Origin of the sequence: Jingyaoa shaoxingensis (genome assembly GCF_014385005.1) — a bacterium.
Taxonomy (GTDB): Bacteria; Bacillota; Clostridia; order Lachnospirales; family Lachnospiraceae; genus Marvinbryantia; species Marvinbryantia shaoxingensis.
Genome location: NZ_JACRSZ010000026.1, coordinates 1 through 23656 on the forward strand (window position 1 = coordinate 1; position 23656 = coordinate 23656).

At 40.3% G+C, this 23656-nt stretch carries 29 protein-coding genes and 3 pseudogenes; 29 read left to right on the plus strand and 3 right to left on the minus strand.

Annotation, left to right across the window (positions count from 1 at the left end):
• The 4 genes from H8716_RS16175 to H8716_RS17780 form a co-directional block, all read left to right on the plus strand.
• On the plus strand, positions 1 to 165 hold a 165-nt coding region (locus tag H8716_RS16175; RefSeq protein ID WP_249310044.1), incomplete at its 5' end, for a transposase domain-containing protein.
• A gap of 134 nt (positions 166 to 299) precedes the next feature.
• Positions 300 to 1055 carry a CPBP family intramembrane glutamic endopeptidase gene (locus tag H8716_RS17775; RefSeq protein WP_144362916.1) on the plus strand — a complete coding sequence of 252 codons (756 nt, stop codon included), beginning with the start codon at positions 300 to 302 and terminating at the stop codon, positions 1053 to 1055.
• Complete coding sequence (locus tag H8716_RS16185) at positions 1039 to 1992, plus strand: alpha/beta fold hydrolase (protein ID WP_249310029.1); 954 nt, start codon at positions 1039 to 1041, stop codon at positions 1990 to 1992. Before H8716_RS17775 ends, H8716_RS16185 begins: the two co-directional genes overlap by 17 nt.
• 163 nt (positions 1993 to 2155) lie before the next feature.
• A complete protein-coding gene (locus H8716_RS17780; protein WP_022085598.1) occupies positions 2156 to 2272 on the plus strand; it encodes a putative holin-like toxin in 117 nt (38 codons plus the stop codon).
• Positions 2273 to 2417: 145 nt separating this feature from the next.
• On the opposite strand, the gene H8716_RS16190 is transcribed toward H8716_RS17780, so the two are convergent.
• Positions 2418 to 2957, minus strand: coding sequence for a helix-turn-helix domain-containing protein (locus H8716_RS16190; RefSeq protein ID WP_249310031.1), 540 nt, complete (start codon positions 2955 to 2957; stop codon positions 2418 to 2420).
• A 165-nt stretch (positions 2958 to 3122) separates the two neighbouring features.
• Here H8716_RS16190 and H8716_RS16195 point away from each other — a divergent pair, with 165 nt between their 5' ends.
• The 21 genes and pseudogenes from H8716_RS16195 (at position 3123) to H8716_RS16295 (ending at position 20028) form a co-directional block, all read left to right on the plus strand.
• Positions 3123 to 3314: an ICEBs1 excisionase gene (locus H8716_RS16195; RefSeq protein ID WP_116444116.1), complete on the plus strand. Its 192-nt coding sequence runs from the start codon at positions 3123 to 3125 to the stop codon at positions 3312 to 3314.
• 18 nt (positions 3315 to 3332) lie between these two features.
• Positions 3333 to 3923 (plus strand): annotated as a pseudogene (locus tag H8716_RS16200) (tyrosine-type recombinase/integrase); the annotation flags it as partial.
• A gap of 298 nt (positions 3924 to 4221) precedes the next feature.
• Positions 4222 to 4578: a ParA family protein gene (locus H8716_RS16205; protein ID WP_249310033.1), complete on the plus strand. Its 357-nt coding sequence runs from the start codon at positions 4222 to 4224 to the stop codon at positions 4576 to 4578.
• A pseudogene (locus H8716_RS16210) lies at positions 4560 to 5810 on the plus strand (helicase-related protein); the annotation flags it as partial. The gene H8716_RS16205 and the pseudogene H8716_RS16210, both read left to right, overlap by 19 nt.
• A gap of 76 nt (positions 5811 to 5886) precedes the next feature.
• On the plus strand, positions 5887 to 8643 hold the full coding sequence (locus H8716_RS16215; protein ID WP_249310036.1) for a YodL domain-containing protein: 2757 nt from the start codon (positions 5887 to 5889) through the stop codon (positions 8641 to 8643).
• Between the two features lie 299 nt (positions 8644 to 8942).
• On the plus strand, positions 8943 to 9149 hold the full coding sequence (locus H8716_RS16220) for a hypothetical protein (protein ID WP_012744284.1): 207 nt from the start codon (positions 8943 to 8945) through the stop codon (positions 9147 to 9149).
• Positions 9127 to 10317 carry a CHAP domain-containing protein gene (locus tag H8716_RS18155; RefSeq protein WP_008703824.1) on the plus strand — a complete coding sequence of 397 codons (1191 nt, stop codon included), beginning with the start codon at positions 9127 to 9129 and terminating at the stop codon, positions 10315 to 10317. Before H8716_RS16220 ends, H8716_RS18155 begins: the two co-directional genes overlap by 23 nt.
• A 158-nt stretch (positions 10318 to 10475) precedes the next feature.
• Positions 10476 to 10688, plus strand: coding sequence for a helix-turn-helix domain-containing protein (locus tag H8716_RS16230; protein ID WP_008703822.1), 213 nt, complete (start codon positions 10476 to 10478; stop codon positions 10686 to 10688).
• A gap of 5 nt (positions 10689 to 10693) precedes the next feature.
• On the plus strand, positions 10694 to 11395 hold the full coding sequence (vanR, locus tag H8716_RS16235) for a VanR-ABDEGLN family response regulator transcription factor (RefSeq protein ID WP_004853366.1): 702 nt from the start codon (positions 10694 to 10696) through the stop codon (positions 11393 to 11395).
• On the plus strand, positions 11382 to 12467 hold the full coding sequence (locus H8716_RS16240; RefSeq protein ID WP_008703821.1) for a sensor histidine kinase: 1086 nt from the start codon (positions 11382 to 11384) through the stop codon (positions 12465 to 12467). The genes vanR and H8716_RS16240 overlap by 14 nt, the downstream gene beginning before the upstream one ends.
• A gap of 134 nt (positions 12468 to 12601) precedes the next feature.
• Positions 12602 to 13459, plus strand: a complete 858-nt coding sequence (locus tag H8716_RS16245) for a hypothetical protein (protein ID WP_249310038.1) — start codon at positions 12602 to 12604, stop codon at positions 13457 to 13459.
• Positions 13460 to 13463: 4 nt separating this feature from the next.
• Positions 13464 to 14177, plus strand: coding sequence for an ABC transporter ATP-binding protein (locus tag H8716_RS16250; protein WP_004853372.1), 714 nt, complete (start codon positions 13464 to 13466; stop codon positions 14175 to 14177).
• Positions 14167 to 15351: an ABC transporter permease gene (locus H8716_RS16255; RefSeq protein WP_012744282.1), complete on the plus strand. Its 1185-nt coding sequence runs from the start codon at positions 14167 to 14169 to the stop codon at positions 15349 to 15351. Before H8716_RS16250 ends, H8716_RS16255 begins: the two co-directional genes overlap by 11 nt.
• Positions 15352 to 15378: 27 nt before the next feature.
• Complete coding sequence (locus H8716_RS16260) at positions 15379 to 15882, plus strand: hypothetical protein (RefSeq protein WP_015514509.1); 504 nt, start codon at positions 15379 to 15381, stop codon at positions 15880 to 15882.
• A gap of 43 nt (positions 15883 to 15925) precedes the next feature.
• Complete coding sequence (locus H8716_RS16265; protein WP_249310039.1) at positions 15926 to 16474, plus strand: D-alanyl-D-alanine carboxypeptidase family protein; 549 nt, start codon at positions 15926 to 15928, stop codon at positions 16472 to 16474.
• A 48-nt stretch (positions 16475 to 16522) separates the two neighbouring features.
• Positions 16523 to 16882 (plus strand): hypothetical protein, encoded by a 360-nt coding sequence (locus H8716_RS16270; RefSeq protein WP_249310040.1) that lies wholly within the window; start codon positions 16523 to 16525, stop codon positions 16880 to 16882.
• 65 nt (positions 16883 to 16947) lie between these two features.
• Entirely contained in the window at positions 16948 to 17346 is a 399-nt protein-coding gene (locus tag H8716_RS16275) for a winged helix-turn-helix domain-containing protein (protein WP_015514508.1), read from the plus strand.
• A gap of 441 nt (positions 17347 to 17787) precedes the next feature.
• Positions 17788 to 18390, plus strand: a complete 603-nt coding sequence (locus H8716_RS16280) for a hypothetical protein (protein WP_015514507.1) — start codon at positions 17788 to 17790, stop codon at positions 18388 to 18390.
• A gap of 42 nt (positions 18391 to 18432) precedes the next feature.
• Positions 18433 to 19017 (plus strand): SOS response-associated peptidase, encoded by a 585-nt coding sequence (locus tag H8716_RS16285; RefSeq protein ID WP_012744277.1) that lies wholly within the window; start codon positions 18433 to 18435, stop codon positions 19015 to 19017.
• A 23-nt stretch (positions 19018 to 19040) separates the two neighbouring features.
• Positions 19041 to 19499: a YaiI/YqxD family protein gene (locus H8716_RS16290; protein WP_015514506.1), complete on the plus strand. Its 459-nt coding sequence runs from the start codon at positions 19041 to 19043 to the stop codon at positions 19497 to 19499.
• Between the two features lie 10 nt (positions 19500 to 19509).
• Complete coding sequence (locus H8716_RS16295; protein WP_012744275.1) at positions 19510 to 20028, plus strand: hypothetical protein; 519 nt, start codon at positions 19510 to 19512, stop codon at positions 20026 to 20028.
• 15 nt (positions 20029 to 20043) lie between these two features.
• Here the strand turns inward: H8716_RS16295 and H8716_RS16300 are convergent, their stop codons facing one another.
• Complete coding sequence (locus H8716_RS16300) at positions 20044 to 21423, minus strand: relaxase/mobilization nuclease domain-containing protein (protein WP_117649063.1); 1380 nt, start codon at positions 21421 to 21423, stop codon at positions 20044 to 20046.
• Complete coding sequence (locus tag H8716_RS16305) at positions 21390 to 21713, minus strand: MobC family plasmid mobilization relaxosome protein (RefSeq protein ID WP_249310041.1); 324 nt, start codon at positions 21711 to 21713, stop codon at positions 21390 to 21392. The genes H8716_RS16300 and H8716_RS16305 overlap by 34 nt, the downstream gene beginning before the upstream one ends.
• 252 nt (positions 21714 to 21965) lie before the next feature.
• Here H8716_RS16305 and H8716_RS17960 point away from each other — a divergent pair.
• The 4 genes and pseudogenes from H8716_RS17960 to tnpB all read left to right on the plus strand — a co-directional run.
• A pseudogene (locus H8716_RS17960) lies at positions 21966 to 22127 on the plus strand (MmcQ/YjbR family DNA-binding protein); the annotation flags it as partial.
• A gap of 124 nt (positions 22128 to 22251) precedes the next feature.
• Entirely contained in the window at positions 22252 to 22584 is a 333-nt protein-coding gene (locus tag H8716_RS16315) for a transposase (RefSeq protein WP_117910777.1), read from the plus strand.
• A complete protein-coding gene (locus tag H8716_RS16320; protein WP_249310042.1) occupies positions 22581 to 23489 on the plus strand; it encodes an IS3 family transposase in 909 nt (302 codons plus the stop codon). The genes H8716_RS16315 and H8716_RS16320 overlap by 4 nt, the downstream gene beginning before the upstream one ends.
• A gap of 21 nt (positions 23490 to 23510) precedes the next feature.
• Positions 23511 to 23656, plus strand: a 146-nt coding sequence (gene tnpB, locus H8716_RS18095) for an IS66 family insertion sequence element accessory protein TnpB (RefSeq protein ID WP_408610904.1), incomplete at its 3' end; no start/stop codon positions are given.

The following is a 23656-nucleotide window of genomic DNA, read 5'->3' on the forward strand; positions in this document are numbered from 1 at the left end:
GCTATTGTGTATACAATAGTTGAGATGGCAAAAGCGAATGATCTGAATACCTATAAATATCTGACATATCTCTTATCACAACGGCCAAACGATAAAATGTCAGATGAACAGCTGGAACAACTTGCTCCATGGAGCGAGACTGCGAAAGCGAACTGTCAAAACTAAAATAAAGTAAAACGCTTGCATCTATCATTTTGGTGCAAGCGTAATTTACGAGTAGCGTAGCAATATTTTGCGCTTACGTAATGGGAAAGAGTTTTACAGATTTTGACTAAAGAAGGAAGGATGTTGATAATTCTGTGGCTAGAAAAAATGCGATTAGATTATATTTAACTGGAACTATAGGACAAATTACGGTAATAGCGATCATAGTTTTCCTATTGCGTAAGATAGGGATAGTCGTGGATTACACAACGGTAATTGGGATGATAGCAATTGGAATTGGCGGAATTTCTTCGGCAATGTGGGGGAGCATTGTCACAATTCGATATCGAAAAATAAATTTTAAGAGGATTGTAATCGAGTTTGTGAACATAAAGCAACCTATCTTCGGCTACTTGCTTGTTTTTATGTTTTTGAGTATAGAGTTTTGTTATCTATTAATGGGTGGAATGTTACAAGTAAAGAATTGGTATATTCCGGTTATATTATTTGTAAAAGCAATTTTGTTCGGTGGGATTGAAGAAATAGGTTGGAGATATACGTTTCAACCAATTATTGAGGAACAACATGAGTATGTGTTTTCGACATGTGTGACATTTGTCTGTTGGGGAATATGGCATTTCCTTTATTTTTTTATTGAAGGTTCAATGCAATCAATTCATGTAGGTAGCTTTTTACTTGGACTTTTGACAAACTGTTTTATTTTATCTGCATTATACAATAAAACAAGGAGCTTGTGGATATGTGCAATGACACATGCATTGATTAATACATTATCGCAGATTTCTGTTGGTGGAAATCTCTTTGTTTCACTGGTGTGTAAGGTGATTATTATTTGTATTGCCGTTTTTATTTCAGGAGGGATATGTAAAGATAATGAAAAAAGGAGCTAAAACAATGTTGCGGGTATTATTATGGATAGTAGCAGTTATTGTTATTTTAATTTTGATTTGCTTTGTTTATCATAGATATAGACTTAATGCAGAGAAAAAATTGCGAGAGCCATTAGGACAGCTTGTTGATATAAATGGAAATAATATGAGCATATATGTGGAAGGGAGTGGTTCTAGAACGCTGGTATTTTTATCAGGGAGTGGAACCTGTTCCCCTATTCTGGATTTTAAATCCTTATATTCGTTGTTGCGTGATGATTATAGAATTGTTGTCGTTGAAAAATTTGGATATGGGTATAGTGATATTGTTGATGAAGACAGAAATATACAGACTATATTATCTGAAACGAGATTAGCTTTGAATAAAGCAGGGATTGAAGGACCATATGTTTTATGTCCGCATTCTATGTCTGGAATTGAAGCTCTGTATTGGGCACAGAAGTATCCCGATGAAATTGAAGCAATTATAGGTTTAGATATGGCTGTGCCAGAATATTACGAGAATATGAAAATAAATCTTGCACTAATGAAACTTGGACAATATGCAGCGGATTTAGGAATTACCAGACTAATTCCTACACTTGCGGAAAGTGATGCTATAAAGCATGGAACGTTGACTAATGACGAAAAGAATAGGTATAGAGCAATTTTTTATAACAGAACGGCAACTGTAACAATAATAAATGAAGCGAAGAGTGTTAAGGATAATGCAAGAATTGTAGCTCAAAATGGAGTACCACAGGTTCCTATGCTGCTTTTTATTTCTGATGGTACTGGTGGAACTGGTTTTGATAAAGAAACATGGAGAAGGATACAGGAAAAATACATCTCAGAAGTGGAGTCTGGGAAGTACATAGAATTGGATTGCCCACATTATGTGCATGATTATGAGTATGGAAGAATAAGTGAGGAGATTAAAAGCTTTTTAAGTGATTAATATTTATCAGTCATTTGAAGGGTGATTTTGTGGGATTGTATATTGCAGATGTTTTATTTTTTATGGTACAATATCGTCTAAGGAAAGTACCCATGACAGGGTGGTAGCCTCCCGAGTTTATGATACCGGTTTAACGGAATACATAGGAAGGGAGGTGGCGCCGATGACAGCTTATGAGATCATTTCGATTTTCATTGGGATATTAGCATTGTTGATGTCCTTTGGTAGCTTGATTGTAGCGTTGCTTGCCTTTCTCGATAAGAGAAACAAGCGAAAATAAAAATGCCTATCCTGTCTGATCCACAGGATAGGCGGTGTCCTTAAGGACATTCATTAACCTAAACTCGGAGCATCCACCTTTGGAGTGGGTGCTTTCTGTTTAATTAGATATTATCATTTTATGTCTGATAATTCAAGAGGTTTCGCTAATTTGGAAAAATTTTTACAGTAAGCCTGTCAGTTCCTTTTGACACAACCATGTTGTCATCAAGCAGATGCTGCTTGATTTCTTCAATGTTCTCATTAATACGTTGTAAACTGGCGTTATATTCTTCTTCAGAATAATTATCTTTCGCATTTATCATATTTTCACGAATTTCCAGCACTTTCATATAGGTACAGAGTTTTTTGTTAATGAGGTTGTTCTTAAAGGACAGCTTTACAGTTGATGGCTTAAAATTGCCCTCATCATCTTTATCTGCCTCCAATTTCATATCAATCTGATCGTCTAATTTAAACAGCAATGATAATACATCAGAAACTGTTTCTATATCAAAATCCATGAAAATGTTAATACTGATGCCTAATGCATTGGCAATCTTTAAAAGCTGGTCAGGCTTTGGATTTCGGATTCCGTATTCATATTTCTTTATGGTTGCGGAGTTTATGCCGGATAGCTGACCAAGCGTATCTTGCGATATTCCACGCATATTACGAAAATATTTAATCTTTTCTCCAGTAGTCATAAAACAGCTCCTTTATGATTTGTTAGATCTATTCTATCACAATAGGACACATTTGTGTATAAAAAGTTTGATGAATTACTTGACAGACACAAATGTGTACCGTATAATACGGATAAATAAGGACACAAAAGTGTACTAATGTAAAACACGAAAGGAGAATGCAATATGGAGAATACGATGAAGATGTATGTAACAGCAGATGAAGCAGCACAGATTCTTGGAGTATCAAGAGGATATGCTTACAAAATCATTCGTGGTCTTAATAATGAATTGAAAGAAAAAGGTTATCGGGTGATTTCAGGCAAGGTACCTACAAAGTATTTTGAAGAAAAGTTTTATGGTATGGCAGTTGGTTAATGGAGAGGAGATGATGATATGTCGGCTACAAGAGATGGTAAGACTTGGCGTAGCCAGTTCTATTATGAGGACTGGCAAGGCATACGCCATAAGAAGAACAAAAGAGGTTTTAAGACAAAAGCAGAAGCTGAGGAATGGGAGCGTAACTTCCGGCAACAGCAGAGAAAGGATCTGGATATCAACTTTGAGAACTTCGTTGAAATCTATTTTGCTGATATGGAGAACAGACTTAGAGAAAGCACAATTAAGAATAAACGATATGTGTTTGACCTAAAGGTTACGCCGTATTTTAAGAAGAAAAAGATGTGTGAGATTAAGACAGCGGATATTCGGGCATGGCAGAATGAACTGATTAAGCAGGGGTATGCACCAACTTATCTTAAAAGTATCAATAACCAGTTGGCAGCACTTTTCAATTATGCAGTCAGATATTATGACCTGAAAGATAATCCTTGCAGAAAAGCAGGAAGTATCGGAAAAAGCAAGGCTGACGATATGGAGTTCTGGACAAAGCAGGAATTTAAGCAGTTTCTTCCGTCTATGGAGAAGAAACCGGAGGCGAAGATGGCATTTATGCTTCTTTACTGGACAGGAATGCGTATAGGTGATGATGATGATAAAATAAGACTAAATCAACGGAAACCCAGTAAATACAAGGGGTTGAGGCGATTTGGTCCTGAAAAAAACTTGCAACGAATCAACAAATTTATGAAGGAAAGGCCTATCTTTTATAAAAACCTTATTCAGATGAAAGAAAATATTCGCTTTTATCTGAGATGCTTTTACTGTATCACGAAAGTGATGATATTACAATTTAATAGCGAAAACAGGACCGAATTAGCTCGTAATGGATGAAAATCTGTTTAGCTGATTCGGTCATTTTTATTGATTGAAAGGTGATGAAAAAATGGCTAGAATTATTTCTATTGTAAACCAAAAAGGGGGAACTGGAAAGTCCGCATGTACAGCTAATTTAGCAGTAGGATTAGCACAAAAAAATATGAAAGTGTTAATCGTTGATGCCGATCCACAGTCTGATGTATCCGCAGGATTTGGATATCGTGATTGTGATGACAGTAATGAAACACTTACAGTTCTTATGGATGCAGTAATGAAAGATGAAGATATTCCTTCCGACTGTTATATCAGACATCAGGCAGAGGGGATAGACATTATCTGTTCTAACATTGGACTGGCAGGTACGGAAGTACAGTTGGTAAATGCAATGAGCAGGGAATATGTATTAATGTCTACGACGACCTGAAACGGAAACTGATGGAAAAAGGAGTGCCGGAAAAAGAGATTGCTTTTATTCATGATGCAAATACAGAAGCAAAGAAGACGGAGCTGTTTGGAAAAGTGAAATCCGGACAGGTTCGTTTTTTGATTGGTTCTACAGCAAAGATGGGTGCAGGAACCAATGTGCAGGATCGTCTGATTGCGTTGCATCATCTGGATATTGGCTGGAAACCATCTGACTTGGAACAGAGGGAAGGACGTATTATCCGTCAGGGAAACCATAATAAAAAGGTTCATATCTTCCGGTATGTAACTGAATCCACATTTGACAGCTACATGTGGCAGTTGATTGAGAACAAGCAGAAATTCATTTCTCAGATTATGACCAGCAAAGCACCTGTGCGAAGCTGTGAAGATGTAGACGAAGCGGCACTTTCCTATGCAGAGGTCAAAGCTCTTGCAACCGGAAATCCGGCAGTAAAAGAGAAGATGGCATTGGATGTTGATGTGGCAAAATTAAAACTTTTAAAAGCCAACCACATGAATAACCAGTATCGACTGGAAGATGATATTGCAAGGAATTTTCCACAACAGATTGCAAAACTGACAGAGATCATTGACAGCTACAAGGCAGACATCGCTCATTTTTCTGAGTACAAAATCACAGATCCAGAGCAGTTTTCTATGGAAATCAGTGGCAAAGTGTTCACAGAAAAGAAAGAGGCAGGAGCGGCTCTTCTGGCGGTCTGCAAAGAAATTAAGTCTGTGGATGCAGCTATGGATATTGGAAGCTATCAGGGATTTAACATGAGAATCCAATTCGACAGTTGGAGCAAAGAGTTTATCCTGTCTGTAAAGCATGAATCGGTAGCTAAAGTTCGATTGGGAGCCGATGCTCTAGGAAATATCACTCGTATCAATAATCTTTTAGAAAGTTATCCGGAGAAACTGGCAGAAGCAGAACAACGGCTGGAAACGGTACAGGAGCAGATGACAAACGCCAAAGAGGAAGTCGGGAAGCCATTTCCAAAAGAAGAGGAACTGAACCAAAAACTGGAGCGACTGTCAGAGTTAAATGCACTTCTCAATATGGATGAACGGGAAGATACAGAAACAGAGCAGTCGGAATCAAAAGAGAAAGAAGAAAGACCGGCACGAGGTTCTATCCATGAGAAACTGCAGATTTATAAGGAAAAGAGTCAGCGGGAAAGTGAAACTGGCAAGGAAACCAGAAAACGGGACTTCGGTCTGGAATAAAGAGGAAAGATGGCATAATTTGGTAGAAGAAGGTTCTGTCGGTTATGCCATTTTTTAGAACACAGGAGGAATTTATATGGCAAGAAACAGGATAACGGGTAGAGAAACACAGAAAATGCAGGAATACACGCAGGGACAGATCAGTCAGGCAGAGCGTAGAGGCATAGAATTTCCAACAGATGTAAAAGAACAGCTTTTTGAATATGCGAATCTGATCGGTGAGGAAGAGAAAGTTAGGACTCTGGTAAGAAATCTAGCAGATGCAGTGATCCAGGCAGATGAAGAAGGGGTAGAGGATCTACTGGATGATGCAAGAATGGATATTCAGGATCTACCAGATCCAACCATAGGTAAGCTGGAATTACGTGATTATGGATATACAGCAGAAGACATGGTGCCGCTTAGAAAAGAAGCAGCTTTGGATTATCACAGAATGGGTTCTAAGATTTATTGCCTGGGCAGCGATGGCAGCAAGGGAGAGTATGCAAGTAAAGAAATGATACAGGCGCATGAAGGTCTGTTTGGCATGGAATCGCAGATGTGGGAACGGATAGAGGAGAATGACCTGGATTATGCCGATGAAGATTTTGGAGCATTTCAGGAGCCTATGAGTGTCATTGAGCAGGAAGAAGCACTGAAATTATACGATGCCGGAGCAGATATCTATCTGATCACTAATTTTTCATCACCAATGTATGTCACGGAACGCATGGAAATTGAACGAGGACCGGAGCATTATCAGATGTCTATGACAGAACTGGAGCGTTTCCGTAACCTGGAATGGGAAATGCAGAAATATCCGCAGATTCAGTCTTTGAAAGAGGCAAACCTGTTGTTAGGAACAAGGCGAACCTTTGGTATTTATCAGATCAAGGACGATTCACCGGGCGAAAACTATGCATTTATGAATATGCGCTTTATTGAAAGTCATGGTATGCAGATAAAAAAAGAAGATTATAAGCTGGTCTATGTTGGGGAATTATCGGGAAATATGTCACTGGATGATATTTTTGAAAGGTTCAACATTGATAGACCGGAAGATTTCCGTGGGCATTCCCTGTCTGTCAGTGATATCATAGTTCTGAATGACGGGAAAAAAGTAACCGCTCATTTTGTAGACAGTATCAGTTTTGAACAGCTGGATTCTTTCCTGAATCTGGAAGAACAGGTTCTTAGTGAACTGGCATATGAGGTAGGAGAACGTTACTTTGCTATTCAGAGAACAGAAGAAGGATATGATTATTCGTTTTACGATGAAGATTTTCGTCTGATGGATGGTGGCGTCTATGAAAATGATCAAATTTCTATTGAAGAAGCGGCAGAGGAACTTCTGGAAGACGAAGGCTGGACTGGAGAACGCATCCGTGGAGATTATGATCAGTTGATGGAAAAAGTAGAAGAAATGGATGAAGTTGTAATGGCAGAGATTCAGAAAAGCCAGGGCGAATATAAGCCTTTGGCAAAGGTGGAGGAACTGGAAGAGGCGAATTATAACATGATTGATAACGTCCTTAATAATATGCCACCGAAGAAAGAGCCTTATCTGGAATATTTCGCCACAGAATGTGATGAGTTCCATGATATGGGAGCTTATGAAAAAAGTACCGATGTTAATCAGATTGCTGCGGTCTATGAAAAATATAGGGAGAATCCTAAAACTGCGTATCTGGGATGCTCAATGGGAATTATTTATCGTGATCCGGAAGACAGTTACTATGATGAAGCCGAATTTGCGATCGTTAAAGGGAATACCGTATTCGGAGATCTGATGGATGATGTTCGATTTTATGGAGAACTTGCACTGGTACGGGAAGGGATCGAGAAAATTCATGAAGCATTGCCGGACTACAAGTATGTACCGATGAGGGATGTTCGAGAAGCAATGTATCCTGAGAAAATGACCACAGAACAGCTGGCAGAGGCACTGGATGAGATTGCAGAAGCTTTTGATCCGTATGAGTATCGAGATAATGTGGAGAGGGGAGAAAATACGGTGCAGGAAGTAATGCTGGATTTGAGAAGTGGAAATATTCATTCCTATATTTCATATCTGAAGGATATTGTAGACGAAGAATGCGATCTGTCTGTTCGTGCAGGAGTATTGATTGAAAGACTGAAAGCCTATGAACCTGAACTTCCAAAGGATATGGAACCAATGGTGTATGTAAACTATTGTGAAGAAAGTGATCTCATGAATCCAAGATGTCAGAAGCTGTCTGAGCTGGATGCAAAAACAGCAGAAATGGATAAAGAATGGTATGCAAAACGTGATCCGAAGACAGAGGAACCTACAAAAATTGCAAAGATATATGTGACTGTATATTATGCGGAAAAAGGTGAACAGATGCTGCATCATTTTAAGAAGTCAATGGATATTGGAAATGGACATGGCGGTATTGTGAGTCAGTTGAAGTATGATAATGAAATGAAGCTTACAGATGAGTATTGGATCAATTACCAGAAAGGCAAAGGAAGTGAAGAGTTCCAAAAGTATATGGAAGATCTGACAGACATGCAGAATCATGTGCTTCCGTATCTGCAGAGTTTTTGCAATCTGGAGGAAAAAGGTGTGAAGGAGAGACGAGAACAGCAGATAGCAGAAAGATATGAAGGAAGAGCAGATGAGAGGGTAACAAGTACCGAAGCGAATGAAGTTGTTAAGGATGTAGGAAAAACAGATAGAAAACCGGCACAGCAGAAGCAGGCGGTAGATGGAAAAGATAAGAAATTATCCATTCATGAACGGCTTGAGATCAATAAGAGGATTATTCAAGAAAAGCAGGGAAAAGATAAAACGGAGAGAGGAGTTGATTTGGGTGTAAGGACAGTGTAGAATAAGCAGAACGAGTCGGAGGTCATGGATGATAACGTGGCTTCCGGCTTTATTGCGTATTGTCGGAAGAATTATAAATGGTATAATGAATGTAAATGCGATAAAAGAATGTCGCCTGTTATGCGACTTCCAAATGAGAAAAGTGTGTTATTCTGAGATCAAACAAGAGGCTAATAGAGTCAGGAGGGTGACATTATGAGTAAAAAAGGATATAGCAGACCAGGATTCTTTGGATCCATAAACCATTATGATGCAAACGGAAAAAAGTAGGCGAGAGCAGACCAGGATTCTTTGGTGGTATGAACGACTATGATGCAAATGGAAAGAAAATCGGACATAGTTCGCCTTCCTTTTTTGGTGGTATGAATCATTATGACAATAACGGGCATAAAGTAGGTGAGAGTCGACCAGGATTCTTTGGCGGTTTAAACCATTATGATGACAAGGGGCATAAGCGGGGGCATAGCAATCCAGGATTTTTAGGTGGATTCAATCATTACGGTTAAAACTGCACAGAGAGCAGCACAAGCGGCAAGGGCTGCGGCAAAAGCCGCCGTGGTTACGGTAAAGGCGATTGCCAAAGCGACCGCACTTGCCATTAAAGCGATTATTGCCGGAACGAAAGCCTTGATTGCCGCTATCGCCGCAGGCGGCTGGGTGGCGGTTTTGGTTATTATCGTGATTTGCCTGATTGGTATGATCCTCGGCTCAGTATTTGGCATTTTCTTCTCAGACGAAGATTCCGGCACTGGAATGAGTATGCAGACCGTTGTGCAGGAAATCAATACCGAATACGATACCAAGCTGCAAGAGGAAAAGAACTCGGTATCCTATGATGTTCTTGAAATGAGTGGCAGCAGAGCCGTTTGGAAAGAGGTGCTTGCCGTTTACTCTGTAAAAACGAATACGGATCAAGATAACCCCCAAGAGGTTGCCACAATGGACGATGGCAAAAAGCAACTCTTAAAAGACATCTTTTGGGAGATGAATCAAATATCTTCCCGAACAGAGAGCAAGACCGAAACAGTTATTACCGAAACCGATGACGGACACGGTAATATCGTGGAAACTGAAAGCACGGTCACACAAACCTATCTGTATATTACCGTCAGCCACAAGACTGCCGAGGAAATGGCGGCGCAATATGGTTTTAACGAAGAACAGAAAGGCTACCTCGCTGAACTGCTTGCAGATGAAAACAATTACCTTTGGTCACAGGTGCTTTACGGCATTACAGGCGGCGACGGACAGATCGTGACCGTTGCACTCTCTCTGGTTGGCAATGTGGGCGGTCAGCCGTATTGGTCGTGGTACGGTTTTAACTCCCGTGTAGAATGGTGTGCTTGCTTTGTATCTTGGTGTGCCAACGAGTGCGGCTATATCGACGCTGGAGTTATCCCAAAATATGCAGGCTGTGTCAACGGAGTACAATGGTTTAAGGATCGTGGACAATGGCTGGATGGCAGCGCCGAGCCTGCCCCCGGAATGATTATTTTCTTCGATTGGGCAGACGAAAGTGGTCAGGATGGATTATCCGACCATACGGGTATTGTTCAAAAGGTCGAAAACGGCAAGGTTTATACGGTCGAGGGCAACTCCGGCGACAGTTGCCGAGTCAATGAGTATTCTATCGGTTATTACGAGATTCTTGGCTACGGCGCACCTGCCTATTAAAATACACAAGCCGCCTGCATTTTGCAGGCGGTTGGATTACATATCAGAAAGATATTGTGCCGGTTTGAAAACTAAAAGTCTCAAAATACAGACTTAATAATTGCGATTTCACTCTCAAAGTGCTATAATACAAACTATATTTGGGTGGAGGTGCGGAAATGAAAGTACGGTACAACAAACTTTGGAAACTTCTGATTGACAAGGGAATGAAAAAGAGTCAATTACGAGAAGCGGTCGGGGCAAGCAAAAGTACATTTGCGAAACTCGGAAAAAATGAAAATGTTACCCTTCCCGTGCTGTTGAATATATGCGAATACTTAGAGTGTGATTTTGGCGACATAATGGAAGCCGTACCCGAAAATGAGGTGTAGGATCAATGAACAAGAAGATTTTAATTGTGGATGACGAAAAAGAAATCGTTGATCTGCTTGAAGTGTATTTGAGTAACGATGGTTATTCAGTATATAAATGTTATAATGGGTTAGAGGCGATGAAATGTATCAAACAGTCGCAGATTGATTTAGCGATACTTGATATTATGCTGCCGGATATTGATGGTTTTCGACTTTGCCAAAAAATTCGGGAAAAGTTTTACTTCCCTATTATTATGCTTACCGCCAAAATTGAGGATAGCGACAAGATTATGGGGCTTACGATTGGTGCGGATGATTATATAACGAAACCGTTTAATCCTTTAGAGGTTGTGGCAAGAGTAAAGACGCAATTAAGGCGTTATCAGAGCTATAACAGTCCTAATTTGAGCCAATCCGAAGAAAAAGACGAGTATGACATCAGAGGTCTACTGATAAACAGAGTCAGCCACAAGTGCTACTTGTATGGCAAAGAAATAGCCTTGACTCCGTTGGAGTTTTCTATTCTGTGGTATCTGTGCGAACATCAGGGTAAAGTTGTCGCCTCGGAGGAATTATTTGAAGCCGTGTGGAAAGAAAAGTATCTTCGCAACAGTAACAATACGGTAATGGCGCACATTGGGCGGCTTCGGGAAAAATTGAATGAACCTTCAAAAAATCCGAAGTTCATTAAAACTGTTTGGGGGGTAGGGTATGAAATTGAATAAAAAAGAAAAAAACTATCTGCTCTCTACCTTGTTCAAAGGGTATGTAATTCAATGTGCGATTTGCTCTGTGCTTATTTTTGGCGGTACTTTTCTTTTAGGAATTATGGCAGAGGAAATTCTCCGCAAGTATGTTTTGTATTATTACTTGTATTACAGAACAGTATATCTTTATATAGTGGCTGTAATCGTGTGGGGTGGCTGTATTATATACATGACATACCTACTTTTGAAAAAAGTAGTCGCCTATGTGTACGAGGTACAGGCTGCGACAGGAAAAATGTTCGATCAGAATGTCAGTTACATTGAAATGTCCCCGGAGTTGAGTGAAATCGCCGCTAACATCAATCAGTTAAAACAAGAGGCTGAAAGTAATGCAAGGCTTGCAAAAGAAAATGAGCAGCGAAAAAATGACCTGATTATGTATCTTGCACACGATTTGAAAACACCGCTTTCTTCTGTAATCGGGTATCTTACTTTACTGCGTGATGAGTCGCAAATCTCAAAGGAACTTCGAGAAAAGTACCTTTCAATCACTCTTGGTAAGGCAGAACGGTTAGAGGATCTGATTAACGAGTTTTTCGAGATAACACGATTCAATATATACGATATTACATTACAATACACGAAAATCAATTTAACTCGCCTGCTGGAGCAACTTGTATATGAATTTAAGCCTATGCTCAAATCAAAGAATTTGCAATGTAATCTTTGTGTTGATGATGATATAATGCTTCGATGTGACGCAGACAAAATTCAGCGTGTTTTTGATAACCTTTTGAGAAATGCGGTTATCTACAGTTTTGAAAATACGGATATCACGATCAGCGCACAATGTCAGGAAGATACGGTCAGCATTATTTTTTGTAACCACGGCGATACTCTGCCGGAAGAAAAGTTAAACAGGATTTTCGAGCAGTTTTATCGGCTTGACGCAGCGAGAAGTACAAGCAGTGGAGGAGCTGGATTAGGTTTGGCGATTGCAAAGCAGATTGTTGAACTACACAATGGTACAATCGTTGCAGAGAGCCAAGAGGATCAAAACAAGTTTTCAATTACTTTGCCGTTGGCGTAGGAAAATTGTAAGAATTTGCATAGAAAAAAAGAGGAATACCTTACGAGCAATCAAGAAAATACGGGCTTCTGTTTTGGTACAATAAAAGTATCAAGATAGAGGCTCGTATTTTTTGTGATACAGCATAAGGAGGAATGATGAAGTTGCTAAGAAAACAAATGCTGCTATGTTCTATTTTGTTTCTTGTATTTACGCTATCTGCCTGCTCTGCAATTGGGCAGACAGACGAAAACAATCTTACATATAGCGCAACATCCGCAGAAAAAACGGTATCAGTTGTACGAGGGACAATTACTCCAACCGTTTCAACGCAAACGACTATTGTTCCGGCAGTACCGTTTATTATTTCCTCACCCGAAAATGGCATATTTAATACAGCGGTAGAATTAGAAGAAAAAATCACTGCCGGGCAAATTATTGGAACTGTGAACGGCAAAGAATTGAAATCTCCGGTGGATGGTACAATTACCTCTATTGCCCCATCCAATGAAAGCGTACCGAGTAATTATCCCGTAGCGATAGTGCATTATACAGGATTTGCCCTCAATGTAGAGGCAGATAATTTTTTGAGTACCTTACCGGAGTATGCAGAGTTGAAAGCAAAATTTCAAGTATATGATGGTGTAGGACCAACCGATATGATTGCCGTGGTGTCGCCTGCCGCAGATGAAAATGCGTTTACGGGAATCGTGCCGCAAGAGGGCATTCTGCAATGCTTGATCAGTCAAACAGTCGATGTGAAATCGGGGCAAAGTGCAACGGTAGTCATAACGGCGACAACGAGAAATGATGTCCTTATATTGCCGCTGTCGGTAATAGCGGGTAGACAAGGGACGGGATTGGTTACTGTAATTACTCCGAATGGAGAAAGAGTGGAAACAAAAGTGACATTGGGTGTGACAGACGGAGCCAATATAGAAATACTGTCCGGCTTAGAGGAGGGCGATGTAGTTTCTGCTACTCCGCCAAACCTTGATCCGAGGGGGATTTGATAAAATGAAAGGAATTTCCGAAAAGACTTTAATCAAAATAAAGGATTTGAAAGCAAGCGTCAAATTGAATAATGGCGATATGCTGACAACAGTAACCAACGCTAATATGGAATTGCAACGAGGGCGCAGTTATGCCATTGTCGGAAAGTCCGGCTCAGGCAAAACAAGCCTTATATCCATTATTGGCTTGTTAAATCGGGAATATGAGGGCGAGTACCTTTATGATGGTATATCTATTTCTGCTTTGAAAGACCGTGATCTGTCTATACTGCGAGCCAATAATATCGGATTTGTATTTCAGAACTACTCTCTGATTAAGCACTTGCGGGTATGGGAAAATATCGAATTACCCCTACTCTATGCCAAAAAGTCGTTTACCGCCAAACAGCGTCACGAGATAATTACAGGCTTGCTAAAAAGTGTCGGCTTAGAAAGCAAGGAAAATGATTACCCAATCAATTTGTCCGGCGGTGAACAACAAAGAGTTGCAATCGCAAGGGCGCTTGCAGTATCTCCGGAAGCCATTTTATGTGATGAGCCTACGGGAGCGTTGGATAAAAAGACGGGAACGCAGATTATGGAACTGTTGCACAGCGTCGTAAAAGAAAATGGAATTATGCTGCTGTTGGTTACGCACGATCCTGATATTGCAGATACCTGTGATACGATTTTTGAAATGGATGGAGGGAGGATAACTTGTGCTAAAAATGATACTTAAAGACCTTCGTCTGTCTCCACTTAGAAGTATTCTGACAAGTGTTTCAATGCTTGTAGGCATTATCGCAATGCTTGGATCGGTATTAGTTGGTACGCTTGGACGGGAGTATTTGATTTCCGTAAACGCACAGGTATATGGCTGGTCACCTACTTACTCATTCGTGATAACGGAATCCGATTTTCACGATAGAAATAAAATGGAACAATTATTCCAGAGATTTGAAGCCATTGATGATGTAGCCGCTGTTACTTTTTCTATGGGAGAAGATATTCGATTTGCACCAATGAAAGATTTAACGCCAATACCGCCGAATGATGTTTACCAAAACCTGATGGCTTTTGATTTAGTTTGCACCACGGAGGCATATAGTCAAGTCTATAATCTTCCAATGACATCCGGTAGATGGTTAGAGCCTTCGAGTGAGGGCGGCTCGCTTGAAGTGGTCATAAACAAAGAAGCTAAAAACTATTTTAATGATTCGCCCTATGCTGCAGGAAATGTAAAAAGCACACTTTCGTTAACCCCATTCAATATTGTCGGAGTAGTAAACGATGGCAGGGATTTTCCGACTATCTATGCGGATTCTGCGGCGATCCTCAATTTCGCACCAGCAATGTGGCAAGTACAAAATGCAAATGTGTATTGGCATCCCACAACAGGACTGACAATCGAACAGATACATTCTGCCCTTGGCGACATTTTGACTGATACCATTGGCGGTTACTGGGAAAGTGCTGGGCGGAGTGATATTGGAGATACCTATGATTCGGTATTGTCCATACTGCAATTAGGGCTTTTGGTTACTTCGCTTTTGTTGCTGTTTGTTTCCGTATTAGGGCAGATCAATATCGGACTATCTTCATTGGAACAGCGCACACATGAGTTGCTGATCCGCAGAGCGATAGGTGCTTCACGAACAAATATTGTGGCATTGGTTTTAGGCTCACAGTTGATTTTATCAATATTCGTTTGCCTTGCAGCTATTTTGATTTCGCTGATTTTGGTGCATTGTATTGGAGCGTTGCTCCCTGTGGATTCCCCGGTGGGAACACCGAGTTATCCAATCAGCGTTGCTGTTGTTGCAGTTGCTGTGTCTGTGCTTACAGCATTATTGGGCGGATTATTACCAGCATTGAAAGCAGCAAAATTAGAGCCTGCATTGGCTCTTAGATAATAAAACTCAATTCAAGGAGGAAACAAAATGAAACGAACAATCTCAAAATCCGAAAGACCGTACAGACTGTTATTGTGTGTTATGATTTCTTTGCTGGTGATTATGCTGGCAGGCTGCTCCACTTCTTCGGACTCCGACACAAACACAAGAGGTTTCACGGACTTTGCTACCATTGAAGAAGAATACCTAACGACCATTGAGAGTTTGAATTGGCCGGAGGGCTTTACGCCGCCTGATGCTTTGGAAGGCGAAGATACGGGAGCGTCTTTTCAGATAGGATATGGCGATACAAGAGCATCTAACCTTTGGGAATATTCTTGGATGCAGGAATGGCTTGATACTTACAATACGGATTCGGAAAGGGCGGCAAAAGCCTTAGCTGAACTCGAAAAAGCCTTTGATATGCCTTATATGGGAACAGATCGCTGTGATGACGCCACACGCAAATATCTTCGTGATAATATTGATAAAGCTAAGTTGGGAGATCCGTCTGGATTTACAGAGTGTATTCAGGCAAATTATGCCGATTAAAAATGGCACATAGGAGTTTTGGTGTTGGGAGGTGAGCACATATATGCAGAGAAAACGCCGTAAGAAAAAACGATTTGGAGTATTTTTGTTTTTGCTTGTAGTTTGTATCGGCATAGGTATAATGTTTGTGCCGTGGGCAATGCAGCCGGAAAATTTCAGAGAGGTAAAGAATAAAATAAATGGTTTTCTCTACAAAGAAGATTTTCCTGACTCTTATAATGCAAAATCGCTGATTTTGGTGGATTGTTCTGATGATGAAATATTTGTTTCAAAAAACGAGAACGAGCCACAAATTCCTGCAAGTTTAGCCAAGCTGTTTGTTATTGAGTATGCGTCAACTTTAGCAGACCTTGATAGTATCGTTGTTGCAGACTATGGTGCTATTTCACTCACGAAACCTGGCTCGTCTGTTGCTCAAATCAAGGAAAAAGAATACTTTTTACACAATCTATTTGCGGCAATGTTAGTACCGTCAGGGAATGACGCAGCTTATGTGGTTGCTGATTATTGTGGAGGATTACTTTCGCCGCAAGCAGAAAGCTGTCAAGAGCGTGTGAGGATTTTCATGGAGAACTTAAACCTGCATTTGTAACAGCAGGGGTACTTAGACACAGTTTTATATGATCCGAGTGGTTTTGATATGGAGGCACTTACCACCACTTTAGATTTGAAAGAAGTAGTATATCGGTTGTTGGAATACTCGTGGTTTAGAGAAATTGTATCTCAAAACACTTATACGGCAACACTGCCTGATGGCAGTACACAAATATGGCAGAATACAAACGCCTTCCTTGATCCGACATCCGAATATTACAACGAAAATGTATGCGGAATTAAGACTGGCTCTCTGTCTGACGACTATAACTTGATTGTGCTTTATCAGCAGCACGGAAAAGAGTTTTTGATATGCAGTTTAGGCTCTCAGTCCGATTCCTCTCGTTATGACGATGTGAATTTTATTCTGAAAACGATTGATGAATCGTATTATCTCACGCAATAAATCTTATGTTGTCCAAGACAAAAAAACTAACCAAGGGGGGTGATAATATCGGACGAATCGTAATAATGGAGTTCAAAGCACAAGACTCAACAGCCTTTGACGATATGCTGGCTTTTGTAAAACAGCACCCTGATTTTGAAAAATTAGAGATTTCATATGAGCCGACATTATCCCTTTCCGGCTTAGAAATCAATTTGAGCCGGCGCAGAGTTATCAATAACGGTCAGGAAATTGAACTGACCGTCAAAGAGTACGATATACTCTGCTTGCTCGCAGCCAATAAAGGTCGTGTTCTTACATACGAGCAGATTTATGATAAGGTGTGGGGCGAAATATCAGCAGGCAATGAAAAGGATACCGTAGGCTTTCACATTCGGAATCTTCGTAAAAAACTTTGTGATACAAACTCTCACTTTTCCATAGATAGTGTTCGTGAGATCGGCTACCGCTTTAACAGTCAGTAAGCAGTCCCTCGTAGTTCATAATGAATTGCGAGGGATTATTCATTTTCTAAGACGGTATGTCGGAATTTGATAAATCCCTGCAAATGTTGATTTTATACGACTGTTAAGAGCAATATCGTGTCTAAACTTGCGACTGGACTTTGCATTTTCTACGAGTTATCTTCGTAATATCTCGGCATTATACTACTGGAATGTTTATCATAAACAGGGCATGATTTATGGCAGAATGGGCAGTCGTTCTCGTGCCATTTATTAGGTCTTGCTTGGATACGAATATGTTTAACTCCATTCTTATCAGAGTAAAGATTACAATTTTTTATAACTGTGTTCTTGACATTAAGGACACTTTTGCATAATGTATTAACTGAAGCCACTTGTGAATACTCCTTTTGTGTTTTTCTTCGCAGTTAATACATTAAAGGACACAAGTGTTTTTTCAATATGGTGTTGTTAATTTATGGTGTTAGGCTTCCACCATTATGCCAGAAGCCTCATATAAATTTATTGGGAAGAGTTACCGATCAAGTTTTCTCAGAATCCGAAGAATGGGATATTGATACGGTGTCAGAAACTATTGCATCGGAATATGAAAGAGCAACGAATCTTTCGATAAATAAAGAGAAGCAGAATTTGCCAATAGAAGAAAAACGAACGATAGATGTTAAAGAAATACGAGAATGGCTGAACTTTATTATTACGATTATATCAGTTGTTTTGGGAGTTACGAATTCTTCAGCAACAACGATAAATAATTACAATTATACACAACAAGTCAATAATTATTACATCGTTGGAATGGGATATGATGCGAAGGAGCTAAATACGACTAAATATAGAATCGTTAATAGAGAATCTATTGTACGACTGAAGCATGACTGCCATTCGATTGTAATTGAAAAGCTTGAGGAAGGGAAAGTTGTTAGAATTATAGATAAATATAAAAAGTGGCGACAGATAATTTGGGAGAATGAAGATGGTGAAGAATGTATGGGGTGGATTCAAAATTATAGATTAACTGAGTTTAAAGTGCCTAGAAATAAATGATGTATATTTGATGAAATAGAATCTATAAGTGAAGGAAGTATTATGTGTGGTAGATATTATATTGATTCTGATATGGCAGATGAAATCGAAAAAGTAGTGCATGATATAGACCAACGGATCCGGCAGGAACATTTTGCAGGAGATATCTTTCCAACCAATGTAGCACCGATCATTGAAAAATCAGAACATGGATTGAAACTGGATGTTTGCAAGTGGGGATATCCATTGTCACAAGGAAAGAATCTGGTTATAAATGCAAGAGCAGAATCTGTTATGGACAAACCTTCTTTTCGAAATGGAATCCTCTATCACCGCATTTTGATACCGGCAAGTGGGTTCTATGAATGGAATCGGTTAAAAGAGAAAAATACATTTTCCAGATATGATGCACCAGTATTGTATATGGCTGGCTTCTGTGATTGGTTTGAGAATGAACGACGATTTGTGATTATGACTACAGCAGCCAATGAATCTATGATAAAAGTACATGATCGTATGCCGCTGATATTGGAAAAAGGACAGCTGAAAGATTGGTTCGATGACAGGAAAATGGAGCAAATTCTGCATCAGGTACCGGTTCAGCTAAAACGAGAGGCAGAATACGAACAGCAGAGCTTATTCTTATAATGGTTCAGAGGAGAAATAGAAAGATGCAAATATTTGTTGATGCAGATGCCTGCCCAGTGGTTGCGATCATTGAAAAGATTGCAAAAGATAATAGTGTTCCGGTAATGTTGTTGTGTGATACAAACCATGTTCTGTCATCGACTTATAGTAAAGTTGTTGTTGTCGGTGCAGGAGCAGATGCAGTAGATTATAAACTGATTAGTATCTGCCATAAAGGAGATATTGTCGTATCACAGGACTATGGTGTGGCTGCAATGGCATTGGGAAAAGGTGCTTATGCTATTCATCAATCAGGTAAATGGTACACGGATGATAATATTGATCAGATGCTAATGGAACGTCACCTGAGTAAAAAAGCCAGAAGAAGTTCCCGTAAATGTCATGTCAAGGGACCGAAGAAGCGGACGGAGGAAGATGATGAAAGATTCGCTCAGTCTTTTGAAAAAATGCTTTTGATGGCACGGGAGAAAGAAGGCAGATGAGGAATTGTAGATGCAGAGGAACGACAGAAGCTATAAAGACTTAAAACAAAAACAGAAGAGTGCAATAGCAGATAAAACATACAAAATGCACTTGAAGTTTTATCTTGAGAATCAGCGAATGCCGGATGCTACTGAAATGAATGATATATGCAAAAGTTTGTTTACGGCAGTTCAATCGCTTGCTCCTAAAACGGAATATGAAGAATTTTATAAAATTGTTGAAAAGCGTGAAAAGAGTTATGAAGAACGTATCCTGAGAGACATTCAGAATGGAATTATAATAGAAACACTTATGGCAAAAAAACATAAGAAAACGCCGGAAGAAAAAGCAGCTGTTGCGAAACAAAAGAAGCAGCAGAGGCGAGCAAGACGGAAACAAGAAACAAGAGATAATCTGGCTAAAGAAGAAATCTTGCAAGATGACAGATTTTTCGTTATTGCCGGTTATACCTCCGGAGGTGCACCGTATGGTGTCACCTGGGAGGAAATGGGTCTGAAACCTTGGGAAGATTTGGAAGAGAATAATTGAGTTGTCAGTGCAATCTTATTTATCTCTTGTGACAGAAACAGGTTCCCGTTTTGCCGGAAGTAAGTCTGAATTGATTTCAGGAGCATCGAGCAGCACAGAGAAATTTTGCTGAATGATATCCAGTGTTTTCTGCTTTTTCTGTAATTTCTGTTTTTCCCGGATGGTAGCAGCTTGTTCAGATTCAAGATTTTCAATCCGCTTCTGGATTTTTTCAGAGCTAGGGATTTTGGTAACACCGAGATCCTGAAGCTCTTTTTTTAGTGAATCGTGGAGTTGGTATTCTGCCAGATGCTTGGAACGGTATTCTTTTGGATTTTTTGCAGATTTGCAATCTTCTATCACTTTACGGCAGAGCCGGTAAGAATCACAGTGTTTCTGAATGACTTTCTGCGTGCTTAGCTCACTGGTGATGTGTGCTATTCTCTGATCAGCCGCTTTAACAGAAGCATCAACATCAGAAACATGCTGCCTGAAATCCTCATAATTCAGTAGGTTATTTTCTGAAAGATAGTTGAAGGTGCGGGCTGCCTCTTTTAGATTATTGAGTTTTGCCCAATGTTCAAATCCTTCTCGATTGCCAGTCGTTACATACGTGGAGATATTGATATACAGGCGAGCTTCTCTGGACAGATGTTTTGGAGTTTTCACTTTGCTACGATTTTTAGCTAAGCGGATGCGGACGTTTTCTTCCGTATAATAACTTCCCAGAGATTTCATATAAGTGAAATTTTTTTGTTCCGGTGCACGGAAAGAAAGATGCTTTCCCTGCCGGACTTCATATCCAGCTAACTGCATTTTTTGTAGAAATTCCTCATAGTTGATGGAAGTCCAGATTGCTTTATCAACTGCAACACGTAGCTTGGCTTTCCAACTGGTGCCACGATGATATTCCATGTTCTCTTTATAGCTTTTTCCTTTTTCTCCGGTTGGCATACTGGTGGCAAGTCCATTTTCCAGGCAGATACGATTACTGATTCTGCAGAGTTTATGGTAGCTCCGCTTATTGGAAACATACTTGTGATGATCAACAAAGCTTGCAGCGTTGAAGATGATATGGTTATGAATGTGCTTTTTATCAACATGGGTACTGATCACGTATTCATATTTTCCTTTCAGTACTTCGGCTGCAAATTGCTGTCCTAAGCGATGGGCAGTTTCGGCATCAACTTCTCCAGGTTTAAATGACTGGATCAGATGAAATGCCAGGTTATCACCTTTGTCCATTCCATTCTTTTTTGCCATTTCTCTAGTCATGGAAAATTCGAGATCAGCAGTTTCCGGGGAACAGCCAAAACTGGAAACCAGCAGTTTTTCATCAGTCTTGTCTGGATTCGTGATATAGTCCAGAGCTTTCTTGTCTGTTACTTTAATGGGGAAGATCTTAATATATGCCATAGTTCTTTCATCATCTCTTTCAATTCTTGCATTTCTTCCGGATATAGATCTCCGGTGGTATTTACCTTTTTTGCAATCTGGTTGATATTTATGCCAATCTTGTGCATTTCCTCATACTGTTTCTTCAGAGGAGTTGTATCTGTGTTGACGATGTAGCCGTCGATTGCCATCTTACGCAGATAAGCTCCCATGTTCTTGGTTTTTGATTCTATCATCTTCCTGCGGATTAGCTTTCGTTCTTCTTCTGTGACATAAAAATGAATTTCTTTGTTTCTTTTTCTTTCAGCCATTAGCAGTTTCTCCTTTCTGAGAGGGCAGTAGTATCGTTGCTTTCAGCGTTTTTCAATTCAGGGCAGGGTACCCTAAATTGGGATTTTCCGGAAGTGTATCCTCACTTCCTGTCCTTGCTGCTGTTTTACCCCTCTATTAGTTAAAGTCAGGAGAACCGGGAAAATGCAAAAGAATTTGGCAGGTAGTACGGGATACGAAAATGTGGTATGATTATGGGCAGGATATCAGAAGAATCAGGAGTTGAAAAGATTGTGAAGACGGAAGAAATCTTTGAATACGTGCAGAAACAGTACGGTACAGTTCCAGAATATTTATGGAGTAAATCTCCAGACAGTGTTGTACTTCGTCATAAAAATGGAAAATGGTATGCAGTATTCATGACAGTTGAGAAATCTAAGTTGGGATTGCGCAGGAACGCAGACATACTCTTCATGCCGGATGCTTTGAATTTGGTGTTGATGGTGTGGTATAAAAAAAGTTGACAGCTTATTCTCAAGGATTTCATAATAAAACCAAGAGAATAAGGAGGTATTCAAAGTGGCACGTAAATATGACCATGAATACAAAGTACAGGCAGTAAAACTTGCCAAAGAAATCGGCGGCGCTAAGGCTGCTAAAGAATTAGGAATCCCTGAAGGAACCATCCATACCTGGCTGAAAGCTGTTAGAGCCGGTAAGCTGGATATCGGGGAAGGCTCCCATACTCCCACCAGCGCAATGAGCCTGTCAGAAGAGATTACCATGCTACGTAAACGGGTCAAGGAACAGGATAAGGAAATCCGTCGCCTGAAGGAAGAAAACGAATTTCTGGAGGAAGCCAGTGCTTTTTTCGCCGCCAGCCGTCGGAAGTCAGCAAAAACCAGAGAATGATCTTTCTGGCCCTGAAGACAGAGGACGGCAGGATTACCGGGAAAATCTCATTCTACTGCAGAATGCTTGGGATCAGCCGCCAAGGCTTCTATAAATATCTCGCAAACAAAGACCGCCCCTGGAAGTACCAGGATCTTGCAGATGCCATGAAAGAAATCGTCAGCGAGGATGAATGTAACGATACTTATGGCCGGATCCGGATGTACCAGGCATTGTTGCTGAAACAGCCGGAAGGAGTGCAGATTCCCAGTGAGCGAACCGTATACCGTGTTATGGAACAGATTGGCTTGAGCCATCGGCCCAGGAGAAAACCCAACGGGATTACAAAGGCTGATCGTGAAGCCATGAAATCAGATGATTTACTAAAGCGAGATTTTCGTTCTGATATTCCATTGGCCAAATGTATCACTGATATCACGGAAATCCCGGCCTCCAATGGAAAACTGTATGTATCTGCAATTTTTGACTGCTTTGATCTCAGTGTCCTCGGTCTGGCAATGGAAACGAATATGAAAGCCGATCTATGTATCCATACATTGGAAAATGCCCTGACTGCTTATCCTGCATTGGAAGGCGCTGTCATCCACAGTGACCGCGGGACACAGTATACCAGTGAGTCCTACCGTCAGACCATCCGGGCGCATCATATCCATCAAAGCATGAACAGTGCCGGAGGGCGCTGTCATGATAATGCACGCTGCGAAAGCATGTGGGCCAGAATGAAGACGGAACTCCTTTATGACCGTTATGATGCAAAGCAGATGGAAGTAGAAGAACTAAAGGTACTTATCTGGAGATACTTCCTCAGCTATTGGAACAACCGGAGGATCTGCTCTGCCAATGGAGGCCTTCCGCCCATGGTAAAACGTAGGCAATACTATGATACTTTGGAGGTAGCTGCATAGTCGGTGATATCCTTGAGAAAAATGTGTCAACTAATCTTGACAATATCAATCCGATGCGGCTACACCGATATGAGGAAGCAGCTCAATGGCTTGCTGGATATCATCCAGTACAACTTCAAACTGGATCCTTACAGCAATTCCTTATTCCTGTTCTGTGGAAAGAGGGC

Coding starts and splice junctions, on each gene's coding strand:
- H8716_RS16185 (WP_249310029.1), top strand. CDS start 1,039: ATGAAAAAAGGAGCTAAAACAATGTTGCGGGTATTATTATGGATAGTA.
- H8716_RS17780 (WP_022085598.1), top strand. CDS start 2,156: ATGACAGCTTATGAGATCATTTCGATTTTCATTGGGATATTAGCATTG.
- H8716_RS16190 (WP_249310031.1), bottom strand. CDS start 2,957: ATGACTACTGGAGAAAAGATTAAATATTTTCGTAATATGCGTGGAATA.
- H8716_RS16195 (WP_116444116.1), top strand. CDS start 3,123: ATGGAGAATACGATGAAGATGTATGTAACAGCAGATGAAGCAGCACAG.
- H8716_RS16205 (WP_249310033.1), top strand. CDS start 4,222: ATGGCTAGAATTATTTCTATTGTAAACCAAAAAGGGGGAACTGGAAAG.
- H8716_RS16215 (WP_249310036.1), top strand. CDS start 5,887: ATGGCAAGAAACAGGATAACGGGTAGAGAAACACAGAAAATGCAGGAA.
- H8716_RS16220 (WP_012744284.1), top strand. CDS start 8,943: ATGAACGACTATGATGCAAATGGAAAGAAAATCGGACATAGTTCGCCT.
- H8716_RS16230 (WP_008703822.1), top strand. CDS start 10,476: ATGAAAGTACGGTACAACAAACTTTGGAAACTTCTGATTGACAAGGGA.
- vanR (WP_004853366.1), top strand. CDS start 10,694: ATGAACAAGAAGATTTTAATTGTGGATGACGAAAAAGAAATCGTTGAT.
- H8716_RS16240 (WP_008703821.1), top strand. CDS start 11,382: ATGAAATTGAATAAAAAAGAAAAAAACTATCTGCTCTCTACCTTGTTC.
- H8716_RS16245 (WP_249310038.1), top strand. CDS start 12,602: ATGATGAAGTTGCTAAGAAAACAAATGCTGCTATGTTCTATTTTGTTT.
- H8716_RS16250 (WP_004853372.1), top strand. CDS start 13,464: ATGAAAGGAATTTCCGAAAAGACTTTAATCAAAATAAAGGATTTGAAA.
- H8716_RS16255 (WP_012744282.1), top strand. CDS start 14,167: ATGATACTTAAAGACCTTCGTCTGTCTCCACTTAGAAGTATTCTGACA.
- H8716_RS16260 (WP_015514509.1), top strand. CDS start 15,379: ATGAAACGAACAATCTCAAAATCCGAAAGACCGTACAGACTGTTATTG.
- H8716_RS16265 (WP_249310039.1), top strand. CDS start 15,926: ATGCAGAGAAAACGCCGTAAGAAAAAACGATTTGGAGTATTTTTGTTT.
- H8716_RS16270 (WP_249310040.1), top strand. CDS start 16,523: ATGGAGGCACTTACCACCACTTTAGATTTGAAAGAAGTAGTATATCGG.
- H8716_RS16275 (WP_015514508.1), top strand. CDS start 16,948: ATGGAGTTCAAAGCACAAGACTCAACAGCCTTTGACGATATGCTGGCT.
- H8716_RS16280 (WP_015514507.1), top strand. CDS start 17,788: ATGGTGTTGTTAATTTATGGTGTTAGGCTTCCACCATTATGCCAGAAG.
- H8716_RS16285 (WP_012744277.1), top strand. CDS start 18,433: ATGTGTGGTAGATATTATATTGATTCTGATATGGCAGATGAAATCGAA.
- H8716_RS16290 (WP_015514506.1), top strand. CDS start 19,041: ATGCAAATATTTGTTGATGCAGATGCCTGCCCAGTGGTTGCGATCATT.
- H8716_RS16295 (WP_012744275.1), top strand. CDS start 19,510: ATGCAGAGGAACGACAGAAGCTATAAAGACTTAAAACAAAAACAGAAG.
- H8716_RS16300 (WP_117649063.1), bottom strand. CDS start 21,423: ATGGCATATATTAAGATCTTCCCCATTAAAGTAACAGACAAGAAAGCT.
- H8716_RS16305 (WP_249310041.1), bottom strand. CDS start 21,713: ATGGCTGAAAGAAAAAGAAACAAAGAAATTCATTTTTATGTCACAGAA.
- H8716_RS16320 (WP_249310042.1), top strand. CDS start 22,581: ATGATCTTTCTGGCCCTGAAGACAGAGGACGGCAGGATTACCGGGAAA.